Here is a 12,736-nt window from a genome sequence, read left to right as displayed (position 1 = left end):
GGGCTGAACAGGCGCAAACCGAATGCATGGCCACCGCTCGCGGCGGCAAGCCTTGGAGTTTTTTTACTGGGTGGGCACAAGGCTCAAGGGCTGCCGGACAGGGCCCGGGCAAGTTCGGCAGCCTGGCTCGCATCGGCGCCCTGCACCGCCTTGGCGTCCGTGGCGGCGCCTGGCAAATTCAGTGCCTCGGGGGCCAGGCGTGTCAGCCCGCCGCCGTAGAGCACGGGCACGGTCTTGCCGTCCCCCATATCCCCGCCCTTGCCGTTCAACCAGGCCGCCAGGTCGCGGGGAATGCCCGGCAGCACCGCCTGGTCGCCCGGGTTGCGCAACAAGGCCGTGATGCGGCCGCGCTCGCGCACCTGGATCAGGATCTGCGCCTGCTGCGGGTCGGTGTCCAGCGTGACGGTGGAGTAATTGCGCCGCTCGCCGCTCTTGGCATCATCGACGGCGCGCTGGCCCGTCGCCAGCACCTTCACGCCCTGCATCACCGGCACCGTGCGCTTGCCCCCCGGCAGGTCCAGGGTGGCAATCAGGTCGATGGCGTCGCCCGGTTCCAGCATGCCGGAGATCGAGCTGATCTCGTCCACCGCCAAGGTCAGGGCGCGCCGGCCGGCCTCGACCCGTGCCGAAAACGTGGCCGGCCGCTGCGGCTCCAGCAAGCCCCACATCACCATCTCACCGGCCCGCAGCGGCATGGCCAGGGACTGGCCTTCCACGCGCTCGAACTGATCGGGGCTCAAGGCCGTGGAGTGCGCGTACTCGGCCGGTATCTCCCTGACGGCCAGATTGTCCGCACTCAGCAAAGCGCCTTTGGGCAGATCGCCCTTGGCCACCACCACGGCGACGCGCTCGCCCTTGCCCTTGGCATTGATCTGCTCAATTTGATTGGACAAATAGCTGCGCGCCGCCAAGGCCGCGATCAGGCCTATGCCCAAAGCCGCCCCCAGGCCCAACCAGGTCTTGTTGACCTTCAGGCTCTTGATCGAAGGAATTTTCATTGTTCTTGTCTAACTTATTTCTTTGCGTGACAGACCGCCCGCCTTGGCGCTTGCATGCGCCAAGTCCTTCGTTAGCCACAAAGCCCCTGCCGGACCTTTGTGCGCGAACTCAGACGGGTACTCCCCGAGTAGCTCTGTCACCAACTGATTAAGCGGGTTCAGTAAGGAAAGGACAGGGCAAAAGAGATCTTCTTGTAGGCGAGTCGGAAGGCCTCGATCAACTGCTTGAGCACGCTTTCATCCGTCAACATGGACAAACCCAAGGCCAGCACCAGGGCGAGGCAAACCACCACGTACTCCACCGAGGCCTGGCCTCCTTGCCTGCGCCTTGCTGGCTTGCTCATCTTGGGCTCCCCTGCTGCGTCACCACATTCATCACCACCGTGCTCCCCCCCGATGGACCCGGTGTCACGACCACGATGGCCTCACGCCCCGGCGCTGCAAACCACAAATTGCTGCCGCGCGGCAGCTGGCGAGGCTGGCTGTCATCGACGCTGACTTCACGCTCAAGCCTGAAGCCCTCGGCCAGCAGCTCCGCACGCAGGCGCTGCACCGTGCCCTGCACCGTGTCGGGGTGGCTGGCCACCCAGTGCAGGCTCTCCTTGCCCGGGTCTTGGGACAGCGTCAGGCCCTGGGTTTGCGCGCCATAACCCAGGCGCCGCTCCCAACGTTCGCGCAAGGCGGCGTAGCTGGCACGGTCGCGCCAGGCCGCGGCCATATCACTGACCGCCGCCACACCCTTCACGCCCCCCACCGTCGCCTGCAACTGCACGCTGAGGTAGTGCGGGCCCTGCATGCGCCCCAGCACCTGGCCGCCCCCGGCCAGGGGTGCAAGCACCGCGTCCGCACCCAGCTGCCTTTGAAACCAGGCCAGGGCCTGCGCCATGGGCACGGCCCACTCAAACGCCTGCAGCCGCATGGGGACACCGCGTGCCTCCACCTGTTGGCCGACCGAGGCCCGCTGCGCCTGCTCCGGCAGCGCAATCACGGGCCAGACGGCCGTCGCCCAGGCCGGCCCGGCAAGGCCCAGCAGCAGCAGGCCAAGCCCCAATGAGCAGAAGGCGCGGCTCATGGCGTCTCCCGCGGCTTGGCACTGCGCAAGCGGTCCGCCGGCACCATATCGCGCCACTCCTCCAGCTTGCCAAAACGCGGCCCGCGCGTTCGACCGATCTCGGCAATGGTGATTGCCAAGTCCACCACGGGCTCCACCACCTCGAGAGGGGTCAACAAGGGCAGCAGCTTCTTGCTGCGCTCATCGACCTGCTCTGGCGAGCGCGCCATCCAGGGGTCCAGCAGCAAAACCGTCGATCTGTGCATGGACAGATCCAGCTGATCAAACGGCTTGAGTAGTCGGTTATCTCCACGCAGCTTGGCCAGCTTGATTCCGACATTCGCCTGATAGAGACCGGGCGACTGAAGCCCCAGTTTTTTGGCGTCGAAATACGGGACCAGGCTGAAGGGCTTGTCGTCCGAGGCGCCGATGAAGGCGCCGTCATGCCCCGCATGGCGGCCGGGGCCGAAGTCCACCGTGATGTCGGCAAACCTGGCAATCATGGGCTTGCCCTCGGGGTCCACCCACAGAGGGTTGCGCATGCCCGCAAAGTCGCCGGCCACATCGCCGGTCTTGATCGGCGCCTGGCTATTGCTGTAGAAGCGCCGCCGCACCTCGTCCGCCAGCTGCGCCTCGGGCTTCCAGCCCGCGCCCTGCATGGGGTTGCGCGCACTGGCGTCAAAGGCCGCATAGCGGCTGGCCATCTGGGTCTGGTGGCCCAGATCCTGCAGCTTGCCTATCACCGGAATCAGCATGAACAAGGGCAGCAAGGCCAGGGACACGACCAGGAACTCGGTCAGCGCCTGGCCGGCCTGGCGCCGGCCTTGGCTTGAAATCGCTCGCATGGCCATCAAGGCTTGGGCAGATCCGCGACGCTGCGCGGGAAGATGCGGTGCAGGTCCGGCAGCTTGCGATCGCGCTCTATCTTTTCGAGGCGCATCTCATGCCCCTCCTGCCCGACGCCCCGCGCCGTCAGCAGCAGGCCACCGATGCCGCCATGCAACTCACCCACAAACACATCGTCCCTGGGCTGTACGCATTCCTCCATCAGCATCTGGCCGTCGATGTCGTCAACGCGATCTTCAAAGACCTTGCATTCCTCGCCACCCAAGGCCAGCGTGCGGCCCGTATCCCGCACCGAGCTGCTGCGCTGATTGGGGGCGGCGGCAAACACATCAAAAGCCTTGCCGCATCCATCGCCATTGGCCGCATCGCCGCCGCTACCCGTCATCACCTTGTAGTGACATGAGCCCGCCGGCGTATGGAGGGCTATCCTGTGGACCTTTTCCTCAAGCACCTCACAGCTGTAGACACCAGGCGTCGCCGCATTCGCCAGGAGCGGCGTGAAAAGCTGGCTGGTGGTATGCACCGCCGTGGCCCCGGGGCCGTAATAGATATCTTCCCATTGCTGGAACAGCTCATGGCTGGGCTTTTTGGCCGCGAGCTTGGGGCACTGCCGGCTGGCCGCCGCCCAGGTTTTTTCAGCCAGCGCAATAGCGGCCGGACTGGCGTGCTTCAAGCGCACATGGTGAACCGTCTCTGCGCGTTGCGGCGCAGATGAGGGGCTTTCGCCGCCGCTTTTGCCATCGCAGGCCGTCAGCAGCCATACGCTCAGCAGGGCACAACCCAGAGCGGTTTTTGACAAGAGGAGGGTGAAGGGTTTCATGCGGATTGGAGCTTGGATTCAAAGCCATCAAGGCTTGGGCAGATCCGCGACGCTGCGCGGGAAGATGCTGTGCAGGTCCGGCAGCATGCGATCGCGGTCGATCTTCTCCATCGTCATTGCCTCCAGCAACCGACCATCTCCCACCACATTCAATTGCAGGCCACCGACACCCCCTTGATAACTGCCCACAAACACATCGTCCCTAAGCTGTATGCAATCCTCCGTCTTCAATCGGCTGTCGAGATCGACGGAGCGGGATTCAAATACTTTGCACTCCTCGACGCCGAACTTCAGCGTGCGATCCGTATCCCGCACGGAATTGCTGCGCTTGTTCTTGGTGGGGGCAAAAACATCAAAAGGCGTGCCACATCCACGGCCATGGGCGGACAGTCCACCGGTGCCCGCCATCACGTCGTACCGGCAGTGGCCCGCAGGCGTATAGACCTCGATCGTGTGTGTCTTCTCTTCAAGCACTTCGCAACTGATGGCGGTATTACTCGCGTTTGCTCTTGTGTTCCCCTTAACTGTGTGGGTGGTGGTATGCACTGCAGTAGCCCCCGCGCCGTAATAGATGTCCTCCCATTGCCGGAACACCTCATGGTTGGGTTTTTGGGCCATGAAACCGGGGCACATCTTGTTAGCAAAGTTCCAGGATTCTTCAGCTAGCGCAAGAAGGGGCGGAATGGTGGTCTTCAAGCGCACATGGTGAACCGTGTCTTTGCGTTGCGGCGCGGGTGGCGGGCTTTCGCCACCGCCCGCGCCGCCGCAGGCGGCCAGCAGCAAGGTGCAGCCCAGCACAGCCCGACTCGAGGGATACAAAGAAGTAGTTTTCATGTTTGCCAGTGATTTCATTCAGTCGTGATCAGGTTTCGCTGCGGGTTGCCGCCGCCTTCATGGGCCCGCCAGGCCTTGCTTGAGGCGCGCCAGCGCCAGGTCGGCGGCCGAGGTTTCGACCAAGCGGGCCTGCCAAAATGGGTTGAACAAGCTGCCCGCCTCATAAGGCCCGCCGCGCGGGTTTTTGGGTGAGGCCGGAGGCCGGTCAAAAAACACCTCGGAGCTGGACACGGCCGCCATCACCCCGCCGGCCAGATGGGCGTCGAGGCGGTTGAGCCGCTCGCTGCGCTGGATGTCGGAGCGGGCACCGGAGATCAAGGCCTGGTCATGCTCGCGCGTCAGGCGCACGGCCATGCGCATGCGCGGGGCCTCGGTCTTGTTGAGCTGCGTTTGCGACAGTTCGTAGAAGGTCGGCAGGCCGGTATACACATGCCAGTCCCCGCTTGAACTCCGGGCCTCTGCGCTTGCGCGTGGGTTGTCGGCCGGCGACCCGCCCAGGCGAGGACTGCCGCTGGCCGAGCCCCGGCCCGGGGGATAGGCGGCCTGCGCCCCCCAGCCTATGGGCTGCTCCACCCGGCGGCAGCCAAACCAGCGCCGCCGCCGCCACTCCCAGAATGACTCGGTGTCCTCGGCCTGCCATTTGTCATAGCCCACCAACTCGGTGCCGCCCCGGCGCCGCACCTCGTTGAAGCGGCCTATGCAGGCGCTGGCATCCACCACGGGCAGGGTGGCCTTGGCCGTCCAGGAGCGGTTATCGACAAACTCATCGGTGGCCGCCGCCTTCTTGGTGACCTCGGCAAAGCGGCCGCGCTGATTGCCGCTGTAAGCAGAGGTGAAGCCCGCCCAATCGTCCGTCATCGGCAGTGTCAAATGCTCCACCTTGTTGCGCGGGCCGGCCTTAACGCTGCCGTCGTTCGCATAATTGGCGTCGGCCACCTCTTGCATCAGGTCGCCGCGCAAATGCTCAAACACCATGGGGGCGTGCAGGAGCTGTTGAGAAATTTGAATGGCTCTTTTTTGCCCCTCAACGAAACGAACAATGGTCTCAGTCACCGGGGGCACAATTTCTCTCAACTCCGAGATGTATTCGTCTAAATAGTTCACCACCGCAAAACACATGATGGCGTAAGGCACATCAAATTTGCGCTGCGTTGAAATGGCGGCGATCACCGCCGCCCAGCCGGCCGAGGGCGGCACATTGCATTCCGGGAACACCGAGCCGAGATTCTCCGAGCGCTCGACGACAAACTTGCTCCACGAAGAGATGCTCACCATCTGAGCCACCAGAACCTCGTTGGCGATCAGGGCGCGGTTGTTGTAGGCGTCGAAATTGAGCGCGCGCGCATTCATCATGCCGGCACTGAGCGCCACCGCGTCAGCGGTATTGACGAGCTTGGTCTTCTCGCGAGCGAGCTGGCCAGTGTTGAAGAGAAAGAACAGCGCAGCCAGCCCGGCCATGAGCATGAAAAGCCCATAGACCAATGCTTGCCCGCGCTGCTTGCGCCTCCCTCGCCCCGCTGACCAGCCTCTTGGGGGGCTGGTTCTGATCATGGCGGCTTCTCAAATCAGGGCGCAGCGCCCCCGCGAGAGTTGTCGTTCTTGTACTCGCTCAGGCCTTTTTTCTTGCTCTCGGCTGCGGCATTGTCGGCAGCCGACTTGGCTTTATCGATGGAGTCCTGCGCCGATTGCCCGGAGACTTCCATGGCGATGCCGCCCATCTGGCTACGGATGGTCTGGCCAAAGAACTGGTAGACCGCGATCGCAGCAACCGCGATCAAGGCGACGATGATGATGTACTCGGTCATGCCCTGACCGCGTTGCTTTCTTTGGCTGCTCTTCTGGCGCATGGATGGATCCCTTAAGTTCTCTAATCTCGATGTTTTTGATTGACAGGTCACCGGCATAACTTGTTAGTTGCAGTGACAAATCAAACAGCAGGCACGATATTTGAAGGGGCAGCAAAGCAGCACCCCCCCCAAAGAGTGGAACTTGCGTCCACATGTAACGAGTTCTCTCATCGCCTTGATGGGGCCAGGACCCTGAGCCCCCTCCGAGACCTGGCTCACCCCATGAGCCAGGTCTCGCTTACATTGGGATTCACTTGCTACCGATTTGCAACAGACACTTGCGCTGACTTGGATCAAAACCCGGCCGGCCAAGGACTCAAGACATTCCCGCGCGGGAATTTTCAAAACCACTGTACAAACATACAGATTGCGCCATAATCCGGCCAGCTCATCGAGGAGAAATTCATGGACGCCCCCGCAAAATCCGTCAACACCGAAAAAGCCAAGGCCCTGCAGGCCGCCCTGTCCCAGATCGAGAAGCAGTTCGGCAAGGGCTCCATCATGCGTCTGGGCGAGGGCGAGGTGATCGAGGACATCCAGGTGGTGTCCACCGGCTCGCTGGGACTGGACATCGCCCTGGGCGTGGGCGGCCTGCCGCGCGGCCGGGTGGTCGAGATCTACGGCCCCGAGTCCTCCGGCAAGACCACGCTGACCCTGCAGGTGATTGCCGAGATGCAAAAGCTCAGCGGCGTCTGCGCCTTCATCGATGCCGAACATGCGCTGGACATCCAGTACGCGCAAAAGCTGGGCGTCAATCTGCAAGACCTGCTGATCAGCCAGCCCGATACCGGCGAGCAGGCGCTGGAAATCGTCGACGCCCTGGTGCGCTCGGGCTCGGTGGACCTGATCGTGGTCGACTCCGTGGCGGCGCTGACGCCCAAGGCCGAGCTGGAAGGCGAGATGGGCGACTCCCTGCCCGGCTTGCAAGCCCGGCTGATGAGCCAGGCCCTGCGCAAGCTGACCGCCACCATCAAGAAGACCAATTGCACCGTCATCTTCATCAACCAGATCCGCATGAAGATCGGCGTGATGTTCGGCAGCCCCGAGACCACCACCGGCGGCAATGCGCTGAAGTTCTACGCCTCGGTGCGCCTGGACATCCGCCGCATCGGCTCGATCAAGAAGGGCGATGAGGTCATCGGCAGCGAGACCAAGGTCAAGGTGGTCAAGAACAAGGTGGCCTCGCCCTTCAAGACGGCCGAGTTCGACATCCTCTACGGCGAGGGCATCAGCCGCGAGGGCGAGATCATCGATATGGGTGTGGTGGCCAAGGTGGTCGAGAAGTCCGGCTCCTGGTATGCCTACAACGGCGAGAAGATCGGCCAGGGCAAGGACAATGCGCGCGAATTCCTGCGCGAGAACGCCGACGTCGCCCGCGAGATCGAGAACAAGGTGCGTGACTCCCTGGGCGTGCCCCTGCTGGCCGCCGTGCAGGACGAGTAAACCGATAAGCCCGCCATGAACCCAAGCCAGCAAAAGGTGAGGCAGTACTGGCAGGCCGCCAATGCCCGCGACTGGGCCGCTTTTGCCGAGCTGCTGGCCGAAGACATTGTTTACGAAGTGCCGCAGACCCGCGAGCGGGTGCGCGGCCGCCAGGCCTATCTGCGCTTCAACCAGACCTGGCCGGGCGACTGGGAGGCCGAGTTGCTGCGCCTGCTGGGCGAGGGTGACCAGGCGGTGTCCGAAATCGCTTTTCATTTGCGCCAAGCCGATAGCGTGAAGACGGAAACCGGTATTTCCTTTTTTGAGTTCGACGCGGCCGGCCGCATCTGCCGCATCGTCGATCACTGGCCCGCGCCCTACGAGCCGCCGCCGCGCGCCTGCGACTGCATCGAACGCTTCTAGCACCGCGTCCGCCGCCTGCCTGCAGGCCTTGCCCCTTACCTCGCATGAAGTCATCCAAGCCCTTGTCGCTGAAGGCTCGCGCCATCGCCTTGCTGGCGCAGCGCGAGCACAGCGTCAGCGAGTTGCGGCGCAAGCTGCTCCGCATGGAGCAAGAGCGCCTGCGCAAGGATGAGGCGGCCACCAAGGAGTTCGGCAGCGGGTTGGCTTCGGACGAGCAGGACAACCCGGAGCGGAGCGCCGAGACGGTGGAAGCGCTGCTGGCCTGGCTGCAGGCACAGTCTTATCTGAGCGAGGCGCGGTTCGTCGAGTCGCGTCTGCATGCCCGCGCGGCCCGCTTTGGTGCCGGCCGCATCAAACAGGAGTTGGCCCAACATGGCCTGAGCCTGGATGCCGAGCATCTGGAGCGTTTGAAGAACAGCGAGCTGGACCGGGCCCGCGGCGTCTGGGAGCGCAAATTTGGCGCCATCGGCCCGCCATCTGCCGGCAAAACACCAAACCAAAGCCATGAAGCCCTGGCCGCCGCACGCGCCAAACAGACCCGTTTCCTGCTGCAGCGGGGCTTTGCGCCCGAGCTGATCCGCCAACTGCTGCGCGCCCTGGAGCAGGAAGAGGCAGAGGGAAAGGATGCGGCGCAGGAATGAGGGCCGGGCGATCAAAAAAGCCCAAACCTGGTGCAAAACCGGCCGAAGTTTGCGAGCGCCGACAGTTCCATGAAAGGCTTGCCGCAGCGCAACATGCTACATTGCCGTCTGCGCTAACTACGTGGCCTGCTGGTTCTCGACCCCTGTTCGACCCAGAGTACCCGCGCCCCAGCGATCGTCGTATTCGTCCATGTCCTCACCCATTCCCTCATCTCCGCGCCGCTTGATACATCGTCGCGCCATCGATGTGCAGGTCTTTGCACGCGATGACCATTTGTATGAAGTCGAAGCCGGTCTGTCGGACACCAAGACCCAGGACATGCCTTTGGCAGGCGGGGTACGCCATGCGGGCGAACCGATACACGAGATGAAGCTGCATCTGCTGATCGATACGCAGATGAATATCCTCCAGGCCGGCTCGGCCACCCATTGGATGCCCTACCCCGGCGCCTGCGAGCAGCATGGCGAGGCCTACCAGCGCCTGGTCGGCCTCAATCTGATGCAGGGCTTCCGCCTCGGCGTCAAAGACCGCCTCAGCGGCGCCAAGGGCTGCACCCATCTGACCGAGCTGTGCCAAGTACTGCCGACCAGCGTGATCCAGGCTTTTGCGGGCGTCGTCATCGACACCCGCGAAGGCTCGGCCGACGGTCAGCCGCCGTTCCAGATCGACCGTTGCCACGCCCTGCGGCGTGACGGCGAAGTTGTTCGGACTCATTACCCTCGCTGGTATCGCAGCATGGCCGAGGCGTCCAACGCCGAGCCGCCCCAAGCGCTACCTGCTTCCTCTTCCTGACTTCCCCAAAAAAGCGAGAACCCTATGAAGATTCACGAGTACCAGGCCAAGGAAATCCTGCGCCAATTCGGAGTGCCGGTGCCGCGTGGCCATGCGGCTTTCACGGTGCAAGAAGCGGTTGAAGCCGCACAGAAGCTGGGCGGCCCGGTCTGGGTCGTAAAGGCACAGATCCACGCCGGTGGCCGTGGCAAGGGCGGTGGCGTCAAGCTGGGCCGTTCGCTGGAAGACGTGAAGAAGCTGTCCGAAGAGATTCTGGGCATGCAGCTGATCACGCACCAGACCGGCCCCGAAGGCCAGAAGGTGCGTCGCCTCTACATCGAAGACGGCGCCGACATCAACAAGGAACTCTATGTCTCCCTGGTGACCGACCGCGGCACTCAGAAGGTGGCCTTCATCGCTTCCAGCGAAGGCGGCATGGACATCGAGGAAGTGGCCCACTCCACACCCGAGAAGATCATCACCGAGATGATCGACCCGCTGGCCGGCCTGACCGAAGCCCAGTCGCGCAAGATCGCCGCGGCCATCGGCCTCACCGGCGCTTCGGTGGACCAGGCCGTCGACCTGTTCGCCAAGCTCTACAAGTGCTATATGGACACCGACGCTTCGCTGGTTGAAATCAACCCGCTGAACTGCGACAGCAAGGGCAATCTGATCGCCCTGGACGCCAAGTTCAACTTCGATGCCAACGCCCTGTTCCGCCACCCCGAGATCGTCGCCTACCGCGATCTGGACGAAGAAGACCCGGCCGAAGTGGAAGCCTCCAAGTTCGACCTGGCTTACATCTCGCTGGACGGCAATATCGGCTGCCTGGTGAACGGCGCCGGCCTGGCCATGGCCACCATGGACACCATCAAGCTGTTCGGCGGCGAGCCGGCCAACTTCCTGGACGTGGGCGGTGGCGCCACCGCCGAGAAGGTCACCGAAGCCTTCAAGATCATGCTGAAGAACCCCGAGGTCAAGGGCATTCTGGTCAATATCTTCGGCGGCATCATGAAGTGCGACACCATCGCCGAAGGCGTGATCACCGCTTGCAAGGCCGTCAATCTGTCCGTGCCCCTGGTCGTGCGCATGAAGGGCACCAACGAAGAGCTGGGCAAGAAGATGCTGGCCGAATCCGGCCTGCCCATCATCGCTGCCGACTCCATGGCCGAAGCCGCGACCAAGATCGTCGCCGCCGTCGCCTGAACGCCTGATTGCTGACCAGCAAGGAATACGAATATGAGCATCTACATCAATAAAGACACCAAGGTCATCACCCAGGGCATCACGGGCAAGACCGGTCAATTCCACACCCTGGGCTGCCAGGCCTATGCGAACGGCAAGAACGCCTTCGTCGCCGGCGTGAACCCCAAGAAGGCGGGCGAGAAGTTCTCGGACATCCCAATCTACGCCACCGTCAAGGAAGCCGCCCACCAGACCGGCGCCACCGTGTCGGTGATCTATGTGCCGCCCGCCGGCGCTGCCGCCGCCATCTGGGAAGCCGTTGAGGCCGATCTGGACCTGGCGATTTGCATCACCGAAGGCATCCCCGTCCGCGACATGCTGGAAGTGCGCAACAAGATGAAGGCCAAGGAAGCCGCCGGTGGCAAGCGCACCCTGCTGCTGGGCCCCAACTGCCCCGGCCTGATCACGCCCGACGAGATCAAGATCGGCATCATGCCCGGCCACATCCACCGCAAGGGCCGCATCGGCGTGGTCTCGCGCTCCGGCACGCTGACCTATGAAGCCGTGGCACAGCTGACCGAAATCGGTCTGGGCCAGTCCTCGGCCGTCGGCATCGGTGGCGACCCGATCAACGGCCTGAAGCACATCGACGTGATGCAAGCCTTCAACGAAGACCCGGACACCGACGCCGTCATCATGATCGGCGAGATCGGCGGCCCCGATGAGGCCGAAGCCGCCCGTTGGTGCAAGCTGAACATGAAGAAGCCCGTGGTCGGCTTCATCGCTGGCGTGACCGCGCCTGCCGGCAAGCGCATGGGCCACGCAGGTGCCCTGATCTCCGGCGGCGCCGACACGGCCGACGCCAAGCTGGCCATCATGGAAGAGTGCGGCTTCACCGTGACCCGCAATCCTTCGGAAATGGGCAAGCTGCTCAAGGGCCTGCTGTAATCCACAGCATGCAGGCGAGGCTTGTAAATGGCCTCGCGCCATGACCAAAAGGGGCTCAGGCCCCTTTTTTTCATGCTTGCATCCAGCAGGTCGGGCGCCAGCGATACGTGGCCTGGGCCTTATAGTTGATCGAGACTGCCGCGGCGCAAGATCCCTTCACGCTGCGCGCCGCGCGGCACAACAAAGCAAGAGTGCATGGAAAACTTTCTAAGCCCCGAGTTCTGGCTGGCGGTCGGTCAGATCATCATGATCGACATCCTGCTGGGCGGGGACAACGCCGTCGTGATCGCCCTGGCCTGCCGCAAGCTGCCCGATGCGCAGCGCACCCGCGGCATTCTGTGGGGCACGGCCGGCGCCATCGTCCTGCGCGTGGTGCTGATCTTCTTCGCCATCACGCTCCTGCAACTGCCCTATCTCAAGCTCGTCGGCGGCGCCTTGCTGCTGTGGATAGGCACCAAGCTGCTGATCCCTGAAAGCGAGGACGAGCACAGCAGCATCCAGGCCAGCGACAAGCTCTGGGCCGCCGTCAAAACCGTCATCGTGGCCGACTTCGTCATGAGTCTGGACAACGTCATCGCCATCGCCGGTGCCGCCCAGGGCGCGGGCGGCGCACATCAGATGCCGCTGGTGATCTTCGGCCTGCTGGTCTCCATTCCCATCATCGTCTGGGGCAGCCAGTTGGTGATCAAGCTGATGGACCGCTTCCCCATGGTCATCACGCTGGGCGCCATGCTGCTGGGCTGGATCGCCGGCACCATGATGGTGGGCGACCCCGCGCTGAGCGCCTGGGTGCCCAGCACGCCGGCCGCCCAGCCGGGCGCCGCCGCCACCGTCTTGCCCGCCCTGCATTACGGCTGCGGCATTGCGGGCGCCTTGCTGGTACTGGCACTGGGCAAATGGTTTGCCGCGCGCCAGAATCCATCCACCACCCCGGCAGGCTGAGCTGCAG

The 12,736-nt window shown here is 63.5% G+C and carries 15 protein-coding genes; 7 read left to right on the top strand and 8 right to left on the bottom strand.

Translation table 11 applies throughout. The features are described 5' to 3' along the window. Positions 1 to 83: 83 nt before the first annotated feature. From cpaB to HNP55_RS05695, 8 genes are all read right to left on the bottom strand, one after another. The gene (gene cpaB, locus HNP55_RS05730) at positions 84 to 998 is read right to left on the bottom strand and encodes a Flp pilus assembly protein CpaB (protein ID WP_184297105.1); all 915 of its coding nucleotides are present in this window, start codon (positions 996 to 998) and stop codon (positions 84 to 86) included. Positions 999 to 1,156: 158 nt separating this feature from the next. After that, positions 1,157 to 1,342 carry a hypothetical protein gene (locus tag HNP55_RS05725; RefSeq protein WP_184297103.1) on the bottom strand — a complete coding sequence of 62 codons (186 nt, stop codon included), beginning with the start codon at positions 1,340 to 1,342 and terminating at the stop codon, positions 1,157 to 1,159. Continuing rightward, positions 1,339 to 2,070 carry a hypothetical protein gene (locus HNP55_RS05720; protein WP_184297101.1) on the bottom strand — a complete coding sequence of 244 codons (732 nt, stop codon included), beginning with the start codon at positions 2,068 to 2,070 and terminating at the stop codon, positions 1,339 to 1,341. The genes HNP55_RS05725 and HNP55_RS05720 overlap by 4 nt, the downstream gene beginning before the upstream one ends. Continuing rightward, positions 2,067 to 2,894: a hypothetical protein gene (locus HNP55_RS05715; protein WP_184297099.1), complete on the bottom strand. Its 828-nt coding sequence runs from the start codon at positions 2,892 to 2,894 to the stop codon at positions 2,067 to 2,069. Before HNP55_RS05715 ends, HNP55_RS05720 begins: the two co-directional genes overlap by 4 nt. A 5-nt stretch (positions 2,895 to 2,899) precedes the next feature. Next, entirely contained in the window at positions 2,900 to 3,694 is a 795-nt protein-coding gene (locus tag HNP55_RS05710; protein WP_184297097.1) for a hypothetical protein, read from the bottom strand. Between the two features lie 48 nt (positions 3,695 to 3,742). Continuing rightward, positions 3,743 to 4,567, bottom strand: a complete 825-nt coding sequence (locus HNP55_RS05705; protein WP_184297095.1) for a hypothetical protein — start codon at positions 4,565 to 4,567, stop codon at positions 3,743 to 3,745. Positions 4,568 to 4,606: 39 nt separating this feature from the next. Continuing rightward, positions 4,607 to 6,100, bottom strand: coding sequence for a TadE/TadG family type IV pilus assembly protein (locus HNP55_RS05700; protein ID WP_184297093.1), 1,494 nt, complete (start codon positions 6,098 to 6,100; stop codon positions 4,607 to 4,609). A gap of 14 nt (positions 6,101 to 6,114) precedes the next feature. Continuing rightward, complete coding sequence (locus HNP55_RS05695; RefSeq protein ID WP_184297091.1) at positions 6,115 to 6,396, bottom strand: hypothetical protein; 282 nt, start codon at positions 6,394 to 6,396, stop codon at positions 6,115 to 6,117. Between the two features lie 405 nt (positions 6,397 to 6,801). On the opposite strand from HNP55_RS05695, the gene recA reads away from it, so the two are divergent. The 7 genes from recA (at position 6,802) to HNP55_RS05660 (ending at position 12,729) form a co-directional block, all read left to right on the top strand. After that, positions 6,802 to 7,839 carry a recombinase RecA gene (gene recA / locus HNP55_RS05690; protein ID WP_184297089.1) on the top strand — a complete coding sequence of 346 codons (1,038 nt, stop codon included), beginning with the start codon at positions 6,802 to 6,804 and terminating at the stop codon, positions 7,837 to 7,839. A gap of 15 nt (positions 7,840 to 7,854) precedes the next feature. Continuing rightward, a complete protein-coding gene (locus HNP55_RS05685; RefSeq protein ID WP_184297087.1) occupies positions 7,855 to 8,241 on the top strand; it encodes a nuclear transport factor 2 family protein in 387 nt (128 codons plus the stop codon). Between the two features lie 44 nt (positions 8,242 to 8,285). Further along, positions 8,286 to 8,882, top strand: coding sequence for a regulatory protein RecX (locus tag HNP55_RS05680; RefSeq protein WP_184297085.1), 597 nt, complete (start codon positions 8,286 to 8,288; stop codon positions 8,880 to 8,882). A 190-nt stretch (positions 8,883 to 9,072) separates the two neighbouring features. Next, entirely contained in the window at positions 9,073 to 9,675 is a 603-nt protein-coding gene (locus HNP55_RS05675) for a DUF2889 domain-containing protein (RefSeq protein WP_184297083.1), read from the top strand. Between the two features lie 24 nt (positions 9,676 to 9,699). Then, positions 9,700 to 10,860, top strand: a complete 1,161-nt coding sequence (gene sucC / locus HNP55_RS05670; protein ID WP_184297082.1) for an ADP-forming succinate--CoA ligase subunit beta — start codon at positions 9,700 to 9,702, stop codon at positions 10,858 to 10,860. A gap of 33 nt (positions 10,861 to 10,893) precedes the next feature. Continuing rightward, complete coding sequence (sucD, locus tag HNP55_RS05665) at positions 10,894 to 11,787, top strand: succinate--CoA ligase subunit alpha (RefSeq protein WP_184297080.1); 894 nt, start codon at positions 10,894 to 10,896, stop codon at positions 11,785 to 11,787. A gap of 195 nt (positions 11,788 to 11,982) precedes the next feature. Further along, positions 11,983 to 12,729, top strand: coding sequence for a TerC family protein (locus HNP55_RS05660; protein WP_184297078.1), 747 nt, complete (start codon positions 11,983 to 11,985; stop codon positions 12,727 to 12,729). The last annotated feature ends 7 nt before the right edge of the window (positions 12,730 to 12,736 follow it).

This window comes from Roseateles oligotrophus (genome assembly GCF_014204525.1).
GTDB classification, from domain to species: Bacteria; Pseudomonadota; Gammaproteobacteria; order Burkholderiales; family Burkholderiaceae_C; genus Paucibacter_A; species Paucibacter_A oligotrophus_A.
The sequence above is the reverse complement of the archived record's forward strand: the minus strand, read 5'-3'. Positions and strand labels throughout refer to the sequence as shown.